The sequence below is a fragment of the Paenibacillus sp. J22FR83 genome (assembly GCF_059691955.1).
Map to the genome: position 1 here is coordinate 63,240 of NZ_JCAUAM010000023.1, position 19,860 is coordinate 83,099.

The 19,860-nt window shown below is 45.6% G+C and carries 15 protein-coding genes and 1 tRNA gene; 8 read left to right on the forward strand and 8 right to left on the reverse strand.

Annotation, left to right across the window (positions count from 1 at the left end):
* Window positions 1-17 precede the first annotated feature (17 nt).
* The 3 genes from AC58PV_RS30540 (at window position 18) to AC58PV_RS30550 (ending at window position 2,306) form a co-directional block, all read left to right on the forward strand.
* Window positions 18-1,574, forward strand: a complete 1,557-nt coding sequence (locus tag AC58PV_RS30540) for an ABC-F family ATP-binding cassette domain-containing protein (RefSeq protein WP_497436644.1) — start codon at window positions 18-20, stop codon at window positions 1,572-1,574.
* 143 nt (window positions 1,575-1,717) lie between these two features.
* Window positions 1,718-1,789, forward strand: a tRNA-Lys gene (locus AC58PV_RS30545).
* 154 nt (window positions 1,790-1,943) lie between these two features.
* The gene (locus AC58PV_RS30550) at window positions 1,944-2,306 is read left to right on the forward strand and encodes a DUF5658 family protein (protein ID WP_497436645.1); all 363 of its coding nucleotides are present in this window, start codon (window positions 1,944-1,946) and stop codon (window positions 2,304-2,306) included.
* Window positions 2,307-3,048: 742 nt separating this feature from the next.
* Here the strand turns inward: AC58PV_RS30550 and AC58PV_RS30555 are convergent.
* Together AC58PV_RS30555 and AC58PV_RS30560 are read right to left on the reverse strand one after the other, a co-directional pair.
* Entirely contained in the window at window positions 3,049-6,309 is a 3,261-nt protein-coding gene (locus AC58PV_RS30555; RefSeq protein ID WP_497436711.1) for a response regulator, read from the reverse strand.
* 64 nt (window positions 6,310-6,373) lie between these two features.
* Window positions 6,374-7,645 carry an EAL domain-containing protein gene (locus tag AC58PV_RS30560; RefSeq protein ID WP_497436646.1) on the reverse strand — a complete coding sequence of 424 codons (1,272 nt, stop codon included), beginning with the start codon at window positions 7,643-7,645 and terminating at the stop codon, window positions 6,374-6,376.
* Window positions 7,646-7,910: 265 nt separating this feature from the next.
* On the opposite strand from AC58PV_RS30560, the gene AC58PV_RS30565 reads away from it, so the two are divergent.
* The 3 genes from AC58PV_RS30565 to AC58PV_RS30575 all read left to right on the forward strand — a co-directional run bounded on the left by AC58PV_RS30565 (window position 7,911) and on the right by AC58PV_RS30575 (window position 10,185).
* A complete protein-coding gene (locus AC58PV_RS30565; protein ID WP_497436648.1) occupies window positions 7,911-8,621 on the forward strand; it encodes a response regulator transcription factor in 711 nt (236 codons plus the stop codon).
* Window positions 8,622-8,794: 173 nt separating this feature from the next.
* Complete coding sequence (locus AC58PV_RS30570; RefSeq protein ID WP_497436649.1) at window positions 8,795-9,376, forward strand: hypothetical protein; 582 nt, start codon at window positions 8,795-8,797, stop codon at window positions 9,374-9,376.
* Window positions 9,377-9,492: 116 nt separating this feature from the next.
* A complete protein-coding gene (locus AC58PV_RS30575) occupies window positions 9,493-10,185 on the forward strand; it encodes an MBL fold metallo-hydrolase (protein WP_497436650.1) in 693 nt (230 codons plus the stop codon).
* A 305-nt stretch (window positions 10,186-10,490) separates the two neighbouring features.
* On the opposite strand, the gene AC58PV_RS30580 is transcribed toward AC58PV_RS30575, so the two are convergent.
* The 3 genes from AC58PV_RS30580 to AC58PV_RS30590 all read right to left on the reverse strand — a co-directional run bounded on the left by AC58PV_RS30580 (window position 10,491) and on the right by AC58PV_RS30590 (window position 14,932).
* Window positions 10,491-11,768, reverse strand: coding sequence for a voltage-gated chloride channel family protein (locus tag AC58PV_RS30580; protein ID WP_497436713.1), 1,278 nt, complete (start codon window positions 11,766-11,768; stop codon window positions 10,491-10,493).
* A gap of 55 nt (window positions 11,769-11,823) precedes the next feature.
* Window positions 11,824-13,266, reverse strand: coding sequence for a SulP family inorganic anion transporter (locus AC58PV_RS30585; RefSeq protein WP_497436714.1), 1,443 nt, complete (start codon window positions 13,264-13,266; stop codon window positions 11,824-11,826).
* Window positions 13,267-13,438: 172 nt separating this feature from the next.
* Window positions 13,439-14,932, reverse strand: coding sequence for a DHA2 family efflux MFS transporter permease subunit (locus AC58PV_RS30590; RefSeq protein ID WP_497436651.1), 1,494 nt, complete (start codon window positions 14,930-14,932; stop codon window positions 13,439-13,441).
* A 234-nt stretch (window positions 14,933-15,166) separates the two neighbouring features.
* Here AC58PV_RS30590 and AC58PV_RS30595 point away from each other — a divergent pair, with 234 nt between their 5' ends.
* Window positions 15,167-15,751, forward strand: a complete 585-nt coding sequence (locus tag AC58PV_RS30595; RefSeq protein ID WP_497436653.1) for a TetR/AcrR family transcriptional regulator — start codon at window positions 15,167-15,169, stop codon at window positions 15,749-15,751.
* A 203-nt stretch (window positions 15,752-15,954) separates the two neighbouring features.
* Here AC58PV_RS30595 and AC58PV_RS30600 read toward each other — a convergent pair whose 3' ends face one another.
* Complete coding sequence (locus AC58PV_RS30600) at window positions 15,955-16,476, reverse strand: hemerythrin domain-containing protein (protein WP_497436654.1); 522 nt, start codon at window positions 16,474-16,476, stop codon at window positions 15,955-15,957.
* A gap of 282 nt (window positions 16,477-16,758) precedes the next feature.
* Here AC58PV_RS30600 and AC58PV_RS30605 point away from each other — a divergent pair, with 282 nt between their 5' ends.
* Window positions 16,759-17,043, forward strand: a complete 285-nt coding sequence (locus AC58PV_RS30605; protein ID WP_497436655.1) for a hypothetical protein — start codon at window positions 16,759-16,761, stop codon at window positions 17,041-17,043.
* Between the two features lie 62 nt (window positions 17,044-17,105).
* On the opposite strand, the gene AC58PV_RS30610 is transcribed toward AC58PV_RS30605, so the two are convergent.
* Both AC58PV_RS30610 and AC58PV_RS30615 read right to left on the reverse strand, forming a co-directional pair.
* Window positions 17,106-18,755 (reverse strand): extracellular solute-binding protein, encoded by a 1,650-nt coding sequence (locus tag AC58PV_RS30610; protein WP_497436656.1) that lies wholly within the window; start codon window positions 18,753-18,755, stop codon window positions 17,106-17,108.
* A 179-nt stretch (window positions 18,756-18,934) separates the two neighbouring features.
* Entirely contained in the window at window positions 18,935-19,855 is a 921-nt protein-coding gene (locus AC58PV_RS30615; protein WP_497436657.1) for a carbohydrate ABC transporter permease, read from the reverse strand.
* Window positions 19,856-19,860 lie beyond the last annotated feature (5 nt).

Below are 19,860 nucleotides of genomic sequence, written 5' to 3' on the forward strand. Positions count from 1 at the left end.
TAGAAAAGGTGTCATTCATGAGCATATTAAACGTAGAACGACTTAGTCACGGATTCGGGGATCGCGCGATCTTCAACGATGTATCCTTCCGCCTGTTGAAAGGCGAGCACATCGGACTTATTGGGGCAAATGGTGAAGGGAAATCCACCTTCATGAATATCATTACCGGGAAGCTGCAGCCGGACGACGGCAAAGTCGAATGGTCCAAGCGCATGCGCGTTGGTTACCTCGATCAACATGCGGTACTTAGCAAAGGCATGACGATGCGCGACGTGTTGAAAGGTGCTTTCCAGTACCTTTTCGATATGGAACAAGAAATGAACGATATGTATGGCCGTATGGGCGACGTTACACCGGAAGAGCTTGAGCGCCTGCTCGAGGATGTAGGTACGATTCAAGATACGTTAACGAATCAAGATTTCTACATGATCGATGCCAAAATTGAAGAAACGGCCCGCGGTCTGGGTCTGACAGATATCGGCTTAGATAAAGACGTGAATGATTTGAGCGGTGGGCAGCGTACGAAAGTGCTGCTGGCGAAGCTTCTGTTGGAAAAGCCAGACATCCTGCTCCTCGATGAGCCTACGAACTATTTGGACGAGCAGCATATCGAATGGTTGAAGCGTTACCTGAACGATTATGAGAATGCCTTCATCCTCATCTCGCATGACATTCCGTTCCTTAACAGTGTAATCAACTTGATCTACCACATGGAAAATCAAGCCTTGAACCGTTACGTTGGCGATTATGATCATTTCCTTGAAGTTCACGAAATGAGAAAGTCCCAACTCGAGTCCGCGTATAAGCGCCAACAGCAGGAAATTTCGGAGTTGAAAGACTTCGTGGCTCGTAACAAAGCGAGTGTGGCTACGCGTAACATGGCGATGTCCAGACAGAAGAAGCTCGATAAGATGGAAGTCATTGAGATTGCCAAAGAGAAACCAAAGCCTCAGTTCAACTTCAAAGAAGGACGTACGGCAGGCAAGCTGATCTTTGAAGCGACAGATCTCGTTATCGGTTACGATTCACCGTTATCTCGTCCCCTTAACCTACGTATGGAGCGTGGTCAAAAAATTGCGCTCGTGGGTGCTAACGGGATCGGGAAAACGACGTTGCTGCGCAGCATTTTAGGCGAAATCCCTGCATTGTCAGGTTCCGTGCATAAGGGTGAAAACCAACAAGTTGGCTATTTCCAACAGGAAATTAAGGAATCCAACAACAATACGTGTATCGATGAGGTTTGGAATGAGTTCCCTTCCTTGAACCAATTCGAGGTTCGCGCGGCGCTGGCCCGTTGCGGATTGACCACCAAGCATATCGAGAGCAAAATCGTTGTACTCAGCGGTGGTGAGAAAGCGAAGGTCCGCCTATGCAAGCTGATTAACCGTGAAACCAACTTGCTCGTACTCGATGAGCCTACGAACCATTTGGACGTTGATGCGAAGGAAGAACTGAAACGTGCGCTGAAGGCCTACAAAGGCAGCATCATCCTGATCTCCCATGAACCTGACTTCTATCGCGATGTCGTGACAGAGACTTGGAATTGTGAGTCGTGGACAACGAAGGTATTCTAAATTGTAGAGTGCGAGAGCTTACCTCATTGCTGTGGGGTAAGCTTTTTTATTTGTGTGAGCGGCCGGGTGTAGCGGATTACGTGGTAGATGTTAGGAAATAGATTGACCCAATCTCACGTGGCATGTTACAATTACTTAATCTTAGGTCCGTAGCTCAATGGCAGAGCAACCGGCTCTTAACCGGTAGGTTGTGGGTTCGACCCCCACCGGGCCTATATCAATCCCCCTCGATCTGTATCGGATCGCAGGGGGATTTTCTCTTAGACGGCTACGACTGGACAAACTGCCCTTGTGATGATACATTATGTATCACAGGCGAGATTCGTCCTCAGCACCTCTGACCTGCCCGATGCTCGGGAACGCATCCGAATGAAGTTACGGAAAGCGAGGAACCGTATGCTTGTTTTGCGATCCATGTTTAAGAGCAAACTGTTGATATTGCTGCTCATTCTCTGTTTTTTCGATGCGCTATTCACTGATATCGGCTTGCAGCTAGCCCTCATCCAAGAGGCCAATCCGTTCATCCGCCATCTCTATGAATGGCATATCCTTGCGTATTATCTCGTGAAACTGGTATTCCCGCTCGCATTAATGCTCATTTATCCCTATATTCGGCAAAAATTATGGGTCCAGCCCTGCTTAACCCTCACCGTTATCGTTTATGCGGCCGTCAATGTGTATCATTTCGTCTGGCTCTCCTACGGACTCACATATGTCGCTGGTCCTGCCTAGCGTATCGCGTACGCAGCCCGTCCTATTAGGACGGGTGTTTTTATTTGGGCGTAGACGCGGGGCTCCGCGGCGAGCGATGGGGCATGGTACGGCCGCGGCGGCGATGGGGTTGGGGTTGGTACATTGCCGCCACATTTGCATTAACTGGAAAACATACACTTATTTACGAGGAATTCCTTCTGAAAATCAATTTAACTGGAAAATATGTAGTTAAAATCACCACTTTCAGTTCATATTGTCCAATCTCGCTATATTAACTGTAGGTTTTCCATCTATTATATATTTGATCGTAAAATCTCGACATTTAACTGTATAAAATCCAGTTATTTGTTGGAGCAACGTTTACTCTTACAATACTTCCAGCAATCCGTACCTTTACTTCTATTTCTACTTTTAATCTCCCCTTCTCCCCTACTCTTTCTCACCTCTTCTCTTCTCTTCTCTTCTCTTCTCTTCTCTACTTTAATCTACTCCAATTGACTTCACTCGACCTTCACCTTACTTCACTTCACGCCCTTCTACTTTACTCTCCCTTCCCCAGCCCTACTCGCAACCAGCATATCCCTACCATCCATAAGAGTAAGCTTAGGGTTTGCAAGTGATTCAAGGAACACACCGTCGCCTTATCTTGTGGACTTATAATTTCCCGCGAAAAACAAAAGCCCGATGCACGTCGACCATTTCCATCGGTCAACATCACATCAGGCCTCATCGTCTTTTCAATCTCATTCGTCCAACACGTTCAGTAAGCTTCACCCACCATTAGGTTGGAACTACCCTGCCCAATAATGGCCTCGATCTCATGCTGAATCTGCTTAAGAATGTGTACTACTTCCTGTGGTTGAATGCCATTCTCCAGCTCTTTCTCCATAGCAAGCACTTCTGACACCAGCGCATCTGCGTAGAAATTCACAGCGATTCCTTTCAGGGTGTGGATCTTCCTTTTAACAGCAACAAGCTCCCCGCTATCTATAAAAGGCATCAGCTGATCATAGAAATTATGATAATCTTGCTTGAATTTTTCCAACATATACTGAAAAATATGTAACTTATGATCGATATTCCGCAGTAATTGCTCCACACCAACACCGGGGTACTGCTTTAACAAGCTCAATTGATTCCATTTCCCTAACATATCGGTCAACTGCCGTTCCGTAATCGGTTTAATGAGCAAGTCATTCATGCCCAGTTTCAGCAGCTGCATGCGATCCTGCATAAGCATATTCGCGGTGAGTGCTACAATCGGCACGAGATTCAAGTGTTTGCGCTGTCTAAGCTTCTGCGTTGCTTCATACCCATCCATCTCTGGCATATGGATATCCATGAGAATCAACTTCCACGGTTGGCTGTCTGCTACTTCTAAAGCTTCAAGGCCATTCTGAGCAATCACCGTGTGATATCCCAATTGCTTTAATTGCTCAGAGATCACAAGCTGATTAATCTCATTGTCCTCTACAACGAGAATGTTCCCCTTGGACTCCGTGCCCCACTCCGCTTCCGTGTGAGTCAGCGACGCAACTTCCTCTACAACCGCCTGGATCTCCCTCTGAGCTAGTCCCTCGATAGCCAGCTTCAGATTCGCTCTGCTTACTGGCTTCACAAGCATAACATCCGCTTGCAGAGCCGCTGGCAACTCTGACATCCATTCCCTGCCATCTAGTGTCGTATAGGCGATTATCTTCGTGCGTGAACGGTCTATTGGGGCAATCACACGCTCTAGCCCAACCTGGTGCGCGAGATCTTCCATTTGCATATCGAGAAGCACATACTCGACTGGCGAGCCATTCCATGCATCATTTTCTAGTGCAGCTACTAATTCCGACACAGTCGTTACGCGATCAGTCTCCAACTGCATGGCTGCAAGCAACTCAGCGATATGCATCGCAACGAGCGGATGATCTTCGGCGATTCGGATTCGTTGATTTTGATAAGAAATCTTCGGCTGTTCAATATCGGCTTGCATATCCTCTGCCGAGCTAGCCTTCCCTAGCATCAAATTGAAATAGAAACGACTTCCATGGCCCAAGGTAGATTCGACTTGTAAGACACTACCCATGGATTGCACCAAATGTTGGCAGATAACTAGCCCTAAGCCTGTTCCTCCATAACGTCGAGTCATCGACGTATCTGCTTGTGAGAATGGTACAAAGAGCTTCGAGAGCTGCTCCTTAGAGATGCCGATGCCTGTATCTTCCATAGCGAAGGAGAGTAAGTAACCCTCATCGGACGTTTCCTCCAAAGCAACTTTCAATCGCAAATAGCCTCGCTTCGTAAACTTGATGGCATTATTCGTTAGATTAATGAGCACTTGTTCTAAGCGAAATGGATCACCACTAACGAGATCAGGCAGGTCCTCCGATGTATCGATGATGATTTCAATTCGGTTCTTCCCTAACGATACGCTCGTAAGATCAGCTACCTTTTGGAGGGATGCCTCCAGTGAGAATTCCACTGTTTCCAGTGTCATTTTGCCCGCTTCAAGCTTCGAGAAGTCAAGGATATCATTAATCGTAGCTAGCAGAACGTTAGAGGATGAATCAATTTTGCTCAAATAATCCTGCTGAATGGTAGATAGCTCTGTCCTTTGTAAAAGAAGAGACAAACCGATAATTCCGTTGAGCGGCGTACGTATTTCATGGCTCATCCTAGCTAAGAACTGACTCTTGGCCCTATTGGACTGGTCGGCTTCTTCCCGCTTCTTCAGATCCGTAATATCGTGGACTGTCCCTGTCACACCGTCGATGTCCTTCTCGTCCTCCGTAAATAAAGGCGACAAGGTCACATTGTAGGCATGCTCGGATCCATCCGGATGCAGGAGGTGAATGCCGAACTGTTGCGTTTTCCGCCCCAAAATGGTTTGCTCGAACCCCATTTCCCATTTCTCTGGATCATCCATTTGAACCACTTCCGTTAACAACTTTCCTTTGACTTGATCGGAATCCATGGCGTACGTAAGATACATCTTACTGTTGGACGAGGCAATAGTACCATCTAGTCGAAAGCGAAAGATGAAATCTTCGGAGTTTTCTACCAAGGTCCGATACTGTTCATCCCTTGTTCTTGCTTTAAGTAACGCCGCGCGTTGCTCCGTAACATCACACGCAGAACCGATCAATTCAATCACATAGCCATTTTTGTAGATGGGTTGTAGACTTACTAGGATTGTAAAACCGTTGTAATCATACTCGTAATTGACACGTTCGCCTTGCCAAGCTCTCTCGTAATACTGTTGCATACGAGCCACAAAAGATTCGTTAAATACATTCACTTCACTTATTCTCTTGCCAATAAACTGACTTGGTTTCAGGCCTAGCATATGCAGCAACTGTCCTTCAATTACGATATACACGAATTCATCGCGATGCTTATGTAGTTTAAACGTGAATCCCGGTTGGAAACGCAACATATCCAGCAGTTCTTCCTCTACCTGCCGAATCTGTCCCTTATACTCGCGATTTCGAAGCAAATACCGCATAAAGCAAGCGATTACAAAAACACAAATTAACTGATAACTGATGTATTTCAATATAACAACTAGCGATGTCTCGAATACCAACCATACCATCGAATAATAAAAGAAAAAAAAGAACATAGAAGCATACAACCATCTCATCCAATAGGCTTTTACCCGGGCAAAAATGATGCCAGCTCCAATAATCGTTCCAAGGCCAATTAATAAAAGCGGCAAAGAAATTGCGCCTTCCACAATAATTCTAGCTACCCACACACAAACAAACGTAATGAATATAGCTAGCATTCCTCCCATGTAGGCAGCTAGCAGCAGACCGACACCACGGAAATTCAAACTCAACTGTGGGGCCAATTGAATACTGAAATTCATTAAAACGACTACAAGCGCCCCATGAGCCAATCCGATATACACTTTATGTAACCAAGTTGGTCGCTGATCAAGCTTCATGACAAGGAAGAAATGTTCCACGACTACCACAAAGACCGTTATTAACGCAAAATTGACAATCAAATCACGTAACAGAACAATCACCAACCCGTTTCTGACTCTAGTGCGGATACGCTTCTAACCTATCCTTCATCATTCTATCATTCAGTTAGGCTAGTTGATACAACATTTCTTCAATATGTTTTACTTCGACTGGTTTGCTATAATAATAGCCTTGAACGAAGCAGCAGCCATACTCGCGCAGCACTTGCAGCTCCTCTTCGGTTTCAACGCCTTCGGCAACCACAGAGAGGTTCAATTGCTTCGCCATGGCGAGCATGGTACTCACGATAATCGCATTCACTTGACCATGTTGCAATCCTTTAATGAAGGATTGATCTATTTTTATTTTATCCATCGGAAGATCACGCAGGTAACCAAGCGAGCTATAGCCTGTTCCGAAATCATCCATGGCGATGCGAAGTCCTAACTCTTTGAGTTTCCCTAATGTATCCGCAGCTAGCCTGGCCTCCACACTCAAACTCTCTGTAATTTCAAGCTCTAAGTACTTCGGCTCCAAGCCCGTTTCCTCCAGAATCGCCGCGATCGTTCCACTCAAGCGACAATCATTGAATTGCTTACGCGATAAATTGACTGCAACAAACATAGGGGGAAGGCCAGCGAGCTGCCATTTCCGGTTCTGTCTACACGCCTCTCGCAGCACCCACTCCCCAATATCGTGGATAAGCCCACTTTCTTCAGCAATTGCAATGAATTCCGAAGGTGGGACATAGCCCACAGAGGCATTATCCCAGCGAAGAAGACACTCCAATCCGACTACACAATTCGTACTAATATCCACGACAGGCTGATAGACCAGATTAAATTCCTTCTTCATTATGGCATGGCGAAGATACAATTCAATATCCATCCGTCGCTGGAGCAAGGCACCGTTGATTAAGGGAGCGCCAGGCTGCGTGCTGTCCATGTATCCTTCGAATTGTGTACTCGCGGGATACACGCCTTTTACCCCATTTTGGATAGCAAGCTTGCAACGTTCCAAGAAATAGGTGACTACCCCGTCACCCTTAAGTCCCGAAACTAACATCTCTTTATGGAAATAATCGACTGCGCCAAAACGCATCGCTTGAATCGTCTGAGCGGAGCCTTCTGATGTAAGCGTACTTAGTATGATTACAGGAATAGGACTATGGTCCATGATGAGTTGAAGTGCTGAAAGTCCCGATAAATCAGGCAAGTCCATATCAATGAGAATTAAGTCCGGTCTGTCACGAAACACATGTGCCAATACCTCACTGCCATCTGCTACAAGGCCGGACAGTACAAGCCGTTCATCTTGTCTCAAGATGGTCGTAATGACCCCCTCGGTTTGTTCCGATTTACTCACTACTAGTACTTTATACCTGCCTATCAGACTCATTTTTCCGCCACCTCTTCAACCATTGCTTACTTATGTTACCATTATACTTACCACTTATTAGGACACTTCCTTAAATCGAATGAATTTTAGAGCTCCTTTTCGCTAATATTTTACTAACATTTTTTTGAATATCCTAGATGAAAACGGTTTACTCTTAAAATTCGACAGCGTATAATAGAATTATTAGCTAAATATTAGCAACATCACTCACCTCATCACTATAACTAATTTCAAATTAGAAACTATGCGTTAGGGGGAACTTCTAATGGACAGAGTTCTATTAATTGAGGACGATGATATTATCGGTGAGATGATCTGCATGTATCTGAAAGAGGAAGACTTCTTAGTACTCAGGTGTCACAATGGACAGGAGGGTCTAACGGCCCTGCACGATTTCCAGCCAGATCTGATTCTACTTGATCTTATACTCCCAGACTTTGAAGGTACAGAGCTATGCAATTCCTTGCGCGGGCTTACACCCGTTCCGATTATTATCATCTCCTCTAATTCCAAAGTCAGCGAGAAAATCGAAGCTTTTACCGTTGGAGCCGATGATTATTTATGCAAACCATTCAGTATGCATGAAATGAAGGCCCGTATCCAAGTGCTATTACGCCGCTTCAAAAAGGAACTACCCGCTGAGCAACTTGCTCCTCCTACCCCGATCCGCCAACGGATTACCGTTCCTGCTATGGAGCTCCAAATTAATTTAGAGAAACGAACCTTGCATGTACGAGGTGAATCGATCGAAATGACCTTCTCTGAATTCGAGCTCATTCGATTGCTAGTTGAACATCCTGAACGGGTATATCGTCGCGAAGACCTGATCAATGCTTTACGTGGATTCGATTCCTACATAAATGAGCGAGCGATTGATGTACATATTACGAATCTGCGCAGGAAAATCGAGATCAATCCCAAAGAACCAAAATATATTAAGACCGTATGGGGCGTAGGCTACAAATTTGTAATCTAAGCCCATTACATATCGACCTGATCCTGGATTGGATTTGGTCTTATTTTTTGTTCGTTATTTTTAAAAATAGTAAAAAATGGGTTGACCTTCCAGTTGTATTCCGTTATCATTTGAATTCTGAACACCGCTGCCGCGGTAACTATTACTATGTAACTTACAGGTGAGGTATTCGAATGCACAATGATAAGTACATGAGGAAACTAGATACGCCAAGTCAAGGGATGAACGAATTATGCGATACGTTAACAAGCAACCTAGAGCACGTTGAGCATGGCACGGAAGATCATCTAGTCGCTCTTAGGAAGGCTGTCTGGTCCACGAAAGTGCCGAACCATCTCGATATCATACATGTGGGGGAACACCATATTCATATCTTCAGCTCCACCGTTGAAACCCCTTATGTCATTCCCAATGGCATCCTCGATCTGAATCGTCAATTTCACTTACGAAAAGCTCCAAACCAAAGGCAGATCGCACTGTGCATCAAATGGTTATCATGTCGCCTGCCGCCTACCTTACAGACTTTTGCTTGTATCGGAAAAGGTCTCCATGCGTTGCAACAATCACCTATCGAACTTGAACATGATCTCTATTGTTTACGCGAGGATTTCCTTCTATTTGCGCAGCAAATAGCCCTCCAGGAGGTTCATGCTTTGAGTACTGATTCCTCTCATGAGGTTGTAGCCATACACTGTGTTATTCTGGCAGGACTGTTCAAATCAGGTGCATCTAAGTTCATGCCGCACCTCTACTGAGCTGATTTTAAAAGAGCAGATATTCCTTTATTCATACATTTATTTAGCCGAACTAAATATCATTAAGAATACTATGCTAATTATTAGTGATCTTAATGGGGAGAGTGGACGTCAAGGTGAAAGTTCAAGGCGTTGTTACAGGTGTTTATTGGCTACCACTTGGGACTGTTAATGCATACTTGATTGAATCGGAGGATGGTCTTATTCTGATTGACACCGGCACACCAGGAAGTGCCTCTGCAATCTTAGAGGGCATCCAAGCCATCGGTCACACCCCATCTGACTTGAAAACCATTCTACTTACACATGGTCATCCTGACCATGTGGGGAGTACCGCTGCACTGAAGCGCGAGGTGCCGCATGTGAAGATCTATATCAGCGAAGTGGATGCGCCGATCGTAGAGAAGGGGCAGCCGCAGCGTCCGCTGACCGCAACGCCTGGATTCATGAATAAACTGTTATTTCGTTTATTCATCAAAGAAACGCCGATAGAAACCTTTCCTATCGACGGCTACCTGAAAGCGAATGACACGCTTGATTTCGCGGCCGGTCTGCAAATGATCCCTGCTCCCGCGCATAGCGCAGGGCAGTTCGCCTTGCTGCTGCCGAAGCAAGGCGGCGTGCTGTTCGCCGCGGATGCAGCGGCCAATATGATGGGCCTTGGCTGGAGCATCGGCCACGAGGACTTCTCGCAAGCGAAGCAGGACTTGATCCGCCTGGGGGAGGCGGAGTTCAATGTCGCTTGCTTCGGCCATGGCAAGCCTTTGCTCGCGAAGGCATCGCAGAGGTTCCAAGCCAAATGGTCGTAGATGGCGACTCACCGCCCTCAACATCATTTAATCCGACTTTGCCGAATTAATTTCGCTGCGAGCGCCCATACACCTCTGTTAGTCCGAAAAAACCCAACTAAATCGCTCCAAATGCCTTTCAGATGAGGAAAAAGGGAAATTAGTTGTGTAAAATCGGACTACTCATCCTTTTCCCCTTGAAATGCTGGATTTAGTTCGGAGAAATCGAACTAAATCCAGCCAGCATTCAACAAAAAACAGGCCAGCCCAGAGTAGAATCATCTACTCGACAGGACAGCCTGTTTTCACTTTCTTTTACTCCACTCTCACTCTTTCTTCTTCACCCTAATCGAAGCCAATGTTGCCCCCTCAGGCACAGCGTGCCTGCTCGATTTGGACAATCCGATTCGCTGTGAGGTGTAGATTCCGGAGTGACCGGAGAACAGATAGCTGACGATGCACGCCATAAACATGTAGAGGATTCCCTCTGAGCCGAATAGCTCCACGCCCATGATGAAGCAAGCAAGCGGCGTGTTCGTCGCGCCGCTGAATACGGCGATTAGTCCCAGCGCAGCAAGGAATGGCGCGGACAAACCCAACAGATCGGCTAGCGAATTGCCCAAGGTGGCGCCAATAACGAACAGCGGGGTCACTTCCCCGCCGAGATAACCAGCACCGAGCGTGAGCGCGGTGAATACCGTTTTCCACAAGAAGGCGAAGTGAGCTACCGGCTCTGCAAAAGCTTGCTGCAACAACGGAATCCCCAGCCCAAGGTAATCCCTCGTTCGGAATACCGCGACAAGCGCAATAATCACAAGACCGCCGACAAAGGCTCGCAGTACCGGATTGGCAAATAACCGCGTATATAGCTTTTTTAGCCCATGGGTAAGCTCGCTAAATAGGATGCTCGCTAACCCGAATAGAATCGACGCCAACACGACCTTGAGTATAACCCCTGTGGATAAGTCGGGCACACTCCCCATCGCATAGTGAATATGGTGAATCCCCCATGACGTGGTAACGAGGTTGGCTACTACACTGGCAATAAAACAAGGAATCAGCGCCTGATATCGCATCATCCCAATGGCAGCCACTTCCAAGCCGAAGATCGTTCCCGCAAGCGGAGTCCCGAACACAGAGCCAAACCCGCTGCTGATGCCGCACATGAGCAGGATTTTCCGATCCGCCTCATCCACACGGAAGATACGTCCTATCCATTCGGCGAAGCTTCCCCCCATTTGAACAGCCGTCCCTTCGCGGCCTGCCGATCCACCAAACAGATGCGTGACAAGCGTTCCCATGAGCACCAATGGCGCCATACGGAAAGGAATGGATTCCTTTCCATCGTGAAGTTGTTCGAGGATCAGGTTGTTTCCCCGGCCCGAATTACGACCTATTTTCAGATAGAGATAAGCCATCAACGCCCCGCCAAGAGGTAAAAGGAACAACAACCATGGGTGATGTAATCGTTTCTCGGCAACAAGGTCTAAACTGGCTAGAAACAGCGCCGAAGCCGAACCTGTCACAATGCCCACTAGGCTTCCGTAGAAAATCCATTTGATGAACGAACCCATAAGTGCAATATGCAGAAACGCAGCGACCATCTCAAAAACTGCCCTTAGACGATGTTTCAACGCCATTCTCACCTCTCATGAAGACCTAATGTTGCAGTGGGCCTACTCGATCCATCAGATGCTTACTTTCTGCGTTCAATCCAATTATTGTTACCTTTTTATTCATTCGCTCGTATCTTTGCATCGTTTTGGCAATCGCCGTCACGGCAGAATGATCCCACACATGCGAAGCGCTGAAATCGATAACGATCGCTTCCGGGTCATTTTTATAATCGAAAAGATCTACAAAATGCGCCATCGTACCAAAGAACAGCTGTCCCGTTATCCGATACACTTTGGCACCATTCTTCTCCATACTCGCGTTAGCCTTAATTTTGGCAGATCGCCAACCGTAGACCAATGCGCTCAAAATCACACCAGCTACTACGCCTAAAGCTAAGTCGGATGTGGCCAAAACAACGGCAACCGTCACGACCATGATCAGCGCATCGCTCCGCGGAATTCTAGCTATCGTTCGAAGTGATGTCCAATCAAAGGTCCCGATCGACACCATGAACATGACACCCACCAGCGCTGCCATCGGAATCTGCCGAACAACGTCGCCGAGAACAAGAATGAGGAAGAGCAGGAATACCCCCGATACGAACGTCGATAACCGCGCTCTGCCACCGGATTTCACATTGATAACCGTTTGACCGATCATCGCACAACCTGCCATCCCACCGAACAACCCTGAGACCACATTGGCAATCCCTTGGCCTCTGACCTCTTTATTTTTGTCGCTTTTGGTTTCTGTCATCTCATCCACAATCGTTGCTGTCATCAGGGATTCCGTCATCCCGACAACCGCAAGCGCTAGGGAGAATGGCAGCATTCGCCAAACGAGCTCAAACGACAGATCAATTTGTGGAATATGGAAAAATGGCAGCTCTTGTGTGATTTTGCCCATATCCCCTACCGTTCGAAGATCCAAATGCAGGCTCATAGCAATGATCGTCATAACAATAATAGCCACTAGCGGTGAAGGTACAGCCGTAGTAAATCTAGGCAATATATAGATAATCGCAAGCGTACCCGCAATCATCACTGGCATTTGCCAATTCGCCCCTTCGAAACTAGGAAACTGCGCCATGAAAATAATGATAGCCAAGGCGTTCACGAATCCTGTCATGACCGAATGAGGGATAAAGGTGATAAATCTGCCGAATTTCAAAAGACCCATCACATACTGGAGAACACCGGTCAGTATCGTCGCGGCAAATAAATACTCGATCCCGTATTTCGCCACTACCGGTCCCATTAATGAAGCCATAGCGCCCGTTGCCGCCGAAATCATTCCTCTGCGCCCACCTACAATCGAAATCGTCACTGCAATACAAAAAGAGGCATACAGCCCCACCATCGGGTCTACCCCCGCTAAGATTGAAAAGGCAATCGCCTCAGGAATTAACGCTAAGGCGACCGTAATTCCCGCCAGAACATCCTTTCGGACGTTTGAGAACCACGCCATTTTAAACTTGTGAATCAACAACCTTTTCCCACTCCTTCATCCTATTTAATGACCTTTCAGTCTCAGAAAAGTCGGGTCCGCTCGTCAACTTGTCTCATTATACACAAATACGTGGCATCCCTCTAGATGAAAAATAAAAAGCACAGCACACTCCAAAGGAGCGCGCTGCACTTAACCAATTCTATTTATCTTACGATGCACTCACTGGCTTGCGATTGGCAACGACTTCGGTTTCTTCTTCCTCCGCTTGACCTACGCGTTTGATGAAGAAGGACAAGACCAACCCAACAACGGCAATACCAATAATAACGAGATAAGAATCATTAATCCCTTGGATCGATGCTTCTTTAATCATTTCCTTCGTTGCTGTAGCCGTTTTACCTGCCGTCATTAACTCGATAACATGTGATTTGGTTCTAGTCGTCATAACGGTGATCAATAGCGCTGTACCAACGCCCCCAGCTACTTGCTTGATCGTATTGGAGATCGCGGTACCATGCGCATTCAGCCTTGCAGGCAACTGATTAAGTCCAGCCGTCGTGATTGGCATTAAGAAGAGTGCCATACCAAAGCGTCGTCCTGTAGACATGAGAACAAGGTATGTGTAACTTGTAGAATCCGTTAAATTAATGAAACCAAGCGTGGTAATAATCGTAATGACCATACCGATAATAGATAGCCACTTCGCTCCGAATTTATCGAATAGCTTACCAGCGATTGGCATCATCAAGCCCATCAACAATGCGCCAGGGAGCATCAGAATACCCGATTCCAACGCGGTATAACCGCGAGCATTTTGCAAATACAAAGGAAGCAGCATCATATCCGCATACATGACCATTGTAACTGCGATGTTGATTAACGTGGTCAAGGTAAACATGTTGTGCTTGAACGCTCTAAGATCTAGAAGTGGATCTTTGATAACCAGTTGGCGCCATGTAAACAAAATTAATGCGACTACGCCGACAACAATGGATAAGATGACTTCCATGCTGGACCAGCCTTTGCCACCAGCACTACTAAAGCCGTAAAGTAGGAAACCGAATCCGATGGTGGAAAGAATGGCACCCCACGTATCAATTTTCGGATATTGACGTTCAGAGACATTTTTCAAATACATGAAAGCAACAGCAATGACGATAACAACAATAGGAATGATGCCGTAGAAAAGAGTACGCCACGAATAGTGTTCCAAAATATAACCAGCAAGAGCAGGACCAATGGCAGGGGCAAAAATGATCGCCAACCCAACCATCCCCATAGCGCCACCGCGCTTATCTGCTGGGAAGATTGTCAAAATAACGTTCATAAGCAGCGGCATAATAATACCTGCCCCAGCTGCTTGAATCAGACGCCCTGTCAACAATACCTCAAAGCCAGGCGCCACAGCGGATACTATCGTACCGATGAGGAAAATAATCATGGACGCTTGGAACAGCTCCCGCGTCGTAAAGCGTTGCATCAGGAACGCAGTTATCGGAATCAAAACACCGTTAACCAACATATAACCAGTGGTCAACCATTGTCCTGTTGAAGCGGCAATATTGAATTCGACCATGAGTGGCGGTAAGGCAACGCTCATAATCGTCTGATTCAGAACGGCGATGAATGCCCCCAAAATCATAACGAATAGCAGGGGACCTTTCTTAATAGAACTTGGATCAAATGCTGCAGTTTTACTCATTTCACATATTCCTTTCAAATTCGATTTCAATCTAATTGACAATGTGTTGTATAATAAACTCGATGTAAATAGTATTATAGTCATCAATGCTCATGTTCACAAGCAACAGCTTTTTTATAAATGTATATTAGTTAACAGTTTATATGAATCTGTCGTCTATCACTCACATAATACACACAACTTGCAGACAATGTTGTCTATCCTAGATCTAGAGAGAAAGAAGGTCGTGCTATTATGACATCCAAATTACAACGAACAGATCCCCGCGTGCTTCGTACGAGGCTTTTGATTCGGGAAGCATTTATTGAATTACTTCAAGAACTTGAAGTTGATAAAATCACCGTGAATCGCATTGCGGATCGAGCGACGATTAATCGCGTCACCTTCTATCTTCATTATCGCGACATCCCCGATATGATTGATAAGTTGGCTGAAGAGATGATCAACGAAATCCATGCAATCTTGAAAGATGCGCCGGATCCACCTGGTTTCCATATTCGGATCGTCCTGAATATGCTTGAGCATATCGCGGACAACTCTAATTTCTATAAAGTTCTTCTTGCATCCAAACGTATTCCTGTATTCACGGAACGGCTCATGAAGCTGATTGCTGATTTTATCACGAATCGAATGGATAAGTTAGAGGCCTCCTCTGCTTCGAATCCGAAGGTGAAGAGGGATATCGCCATTTGGTACGGCTCTTCCGCTATCATTGGCACGATTGTCTTCTGGCTTCGCAACGATATGCCCTACACGCCAGAATTCCTAGCTTCACAGCTGGCTGAATTGCTCCATCTCCCTCAACCGGAATCTCCCTGAATCTCAGGCGATGACTTCCACAAAAAAACGACATCCCTAGGATGCCGAAAGTAGATTTGCGTATTTACATCAAATAAACAATTAAAACAACGACTAGGATCACAACATACAGGGCATTCTATAATGTCAATCTGTACATATTGTTTTTCGTATCCTTCGTATATTGATTACGGTAAAAGTGGCTAGAATGGAGATTACACTTCTCAAGCTTCATAACGCTCCAGCATTTGATTCGCAATCGGGAAAACCATCTCTTCTTCGGATCGCAGATGCTCGGAAATGACGGAACAAGCTACACTAAGCAGCGTGATTGCCTTCTTCAGCTTTATGGTGTCGGTACCTTGACATTGGTCCGCATAGTCAAGAAAGGAGCGAACAAACCTTTCCGCTTCTTTATGATCCTCTTCCAAGACCCACGTTGAGGTGAGGAAGGAGGGCTCCATCCCTTGATTCGCATACTCCGTAAGGAGAGGGAGTACCTCCACTTCCTCCCAGTGTTCGTGTGCCTCGAGCTGTTGCATGAAGTTTTCCATTACTTTTCGAATTTCTTGAAGCAACAGCTTGGATTCCTCTGAGCCAAGCACGCCCACCAAATGACTTGTCATTTCTTGGACGTGGTCAAGCTCTTTTTTTAACGCGCCATGTTCGTCCTTTAACCGTCCCAGAACCTGTTGAACACTAGCAGCTTGATCGTCGTCTAACGGCATTCCATGATCATTCACCATACCTAATTCCTCCTTATATTGCCATACTCACATTATATGCCTTTATCTTCGCAATCTCTGTGAGATGAATCACAGCTATTGTTGCTATTCCGTGACGATCAACATTACATGAAAAAACACCTATGCTTACCCTCCTAATGCGGAGTAGAAAGTATAGGTGTTAGAAACTATTTAACATTAAATTATACATGTATGTGAAAAAAATCACAGTCTCCCGCAATTATCTTGTTTATAATAATTTTACCATTGATCTTATGTGAGAATAGGGAGATGATTCTTGCTATGAAACGAGAATTTACCGTTCATTTCAAAGTAATCCACCATGATAGAAGTTCCCTTTTACGGGGCATTATTTACTTAGAGGAGAATCAAGAGCCCACTTTAAATGATTATGCCCAATGTCTTAAGGATTGTGGCCATGATGTCGTTCTACAGGATAAAGAAAACATCATTTTCAGAGCTTTTAAACCAGATGAAGACGCCTACCTTATTCACATTTTGGAGGAAGACAACGACCATATTAGGGATATCGTTATTGAGAATCTAGTTAGAAATCTGATGAAATAAGCGAAAACAAACAAGGAGCGAACCTAAAATCAGTTCGCTCCCTACATGTAGCCCCAACCATGTTACTTCTTCATCGTTTTATAAGCATCGCTAATCTCTTTGTCGTAATCTTTGCCTCCAGCTCTTTCCCAAGCGCTAAGCATCTCCGCATAGATTTTCTCGAAATCCGTAGAAATAATGACTTTGGAAACTCCTTCGTACAGACTCTTCTCAATGGCTGCAACTGTCTTCTGAGCTACTGGTCGTGGTGAGTCGATGATCGTCGTCGGTTTACCAAATTTCTTGAAAATATCATAATAAGTAACGAATGAATTCGCGTACTCTTCTCGCTGCTTCGCGTCCGGAAGTGAAAGGGCTACTGACTTCAACAGTTGTTCTTTGTTTAATGCAGGTCCCCCTTGCTGAACAATGGCAAGATCCCCTGCAGAGGATACCCACGTAGTTTTCTTATTCAGTTCAGGATCAATTTGGACTTTAACGCCTCCGTCATCCTTCCAGTTGACTCCCTCAATTCCGCTCTGAACGGTCGCAAGATTCTTCGGTTGAACCATCCAGTTCAGATATTTCATGACAGCATCTGGATTCTTGCTGGATTTCGGAACAGCGACAAGCATAGAGAAATCGGATACCTTGTTCATCACTTGAGTTCCATCTGGACGTTTGAATGGTTCTACAGGTACCCAAGTTGCTGTTGGAACTGATTTACGTGTAGCCACATTCATGTTCCACGGTGTGTCGTTGGAATCTACGAAGCCAGCAACCCCACTGTTAACCTGTTGTGTAAATTGTTGCGAGCTCACATCGGTGACGAATTCCTTCGAAATTAGCCCCTCTTTGTACACTTTGTTCATCCATTGGTAATACGCTTTTCCTTCCGGTGTAGCAACTGCGGAGGTGAAGACACCGTTCTTATAGTTGCCATCTGGCGCATAGAACTGATTACTTGGACCATCCATATTGACGCCGAAACCAAACATTGGGCCATAGTAGAAGGCTTTCATCGATTGATTGATCGCAGGGAGCGCCCATGGAATCACTTTGTCTTTCCCTACGTTACCCGGGTCTTTCTCTTTAAAAGCCTTTAATACCTGATATAATTCCTCGTTCGTAGTTGGATTCTTCATTCCTAGCGCATCCAGCCAGTCTTTACGAATCTTCATGTTAGGACCGGAATATGTGTTGGCCTTCAGGGCAGGAATCGCATACCGCTTACCTTTGTACATACCCACTTGGTCCAGCGCTGCCTTGTTATTCTTAATCAAGTCTGGATACTTCGCTAGATAGGAATCCAGCTCCCATAATCCGCCTTGTTCCGCGTATTTGAAAATCGTATCCATCGAATAGGTTAGAATAATGTCAGGTGCTTCACCGGAAGCCATCCACACGTTCAGTTTCTCCGATTCCTGCGCTCTAGGCAGGGAGACGAATTCTACGTCAAGACCAACCTTCTTCGTTTCATCAATGACATATTTAATAATTGGATTATTGCCGAGGTTCTGTCCCTCAGGCGCATTGGCACGGTCCCACAAGGTAACTCGGATCTTTGCTGGTTTCTCAGGCTCTTTACTTGGTGCTGCTGTGCTGCTGCCACTAGGTGAAGTTGTTGTTGTGCTGGCTCCCCCATCCTTGCTAGAACAAGCAACCAAGAAACCCGAAAGCATGAGCATAACTGTCATACTTCCTAATACCCCTTTTTTAAATACCTTTACCATACTGCTTCCTCCCTAGTTTAAATTTGCAGACCTGCTCATTGAATTGACATGTACCCCTATCTTGTTGAAAAAACACATAAGTAAAGCGCTTGCATTGTCAATATAGGCGCTTTCAACTTGTGATTCTATTCGATAATTTTGACATTTTAGTAGTTTTTTTGTTATTCACACGTCCGCTTTTATCCCTTCACAGATCCAAGGAAGGACCCTTTAACAAAGTACTTTTGCAAGAATGGATATACAATCAGAATCGGAACTGTGGCGAAGACAATCGTAGCTCCTTTCAGAGACTCTTCAATCACATTGAGATTATCCATGGATTGCATGGTTTCTAGCGAAGTATCCATCTGGGCAAGCAGCAAAATATTCCTCAGTTTCACCTGTAACGTATAGAGCGCCGAATCGTCGATGTACAAGACAGCTGCAAAATAGGAGTTCCAATGGCCGACCGCATAAAACAAACTTATCGTTGCTAGCACGGCACCGGATAGGGGAAGTACAACCTGTGCTAAGTAACGCAAGTTACCACAGCCGTCCATGACGGCCGCCTCGCGCAACTCCTCAGGGAGATCTTGAAAAAAGGTTTTCATAATAATGACGTTAAAAGCGCTGATCAAACCTGGCAACATTAACGCCCATAAGCTATTCAATAATCCTAGCGACTTGATCAACAAATAGCTGGGAATCATACCGCCGCTGAATACCATGGTCACGATCATGAAATTCATGAAATACTTGCGTCCCTTCAAGTCTTTCCTCGAAAGGGGATAAGCCGTTGTAATCGAGAACAGCATGTTAAGTGCAGTACCGACTACGGTAATATAGATGGTTACCCCTAGCGATCTAATGATATTAGAATCTGTGACGACGGACTTCATCGCATCCAACTGAAACTCCACCGGCCACAGTACGACTTTCCCTGTCTGTATGGCATGGCTGGAGCTGAAAGCATTCGCTAACGTATTAATGAAGGGAAATATACATATGAAAGTGAATAGAATTAGCAAGGTATAATTAACGATATTAAAACTTACATCCCATCCCGAGTACTTACCGAATAAGCTGCGTCTATTTCCATGTTTGTGTGCAGTAGCCGCCATATCTC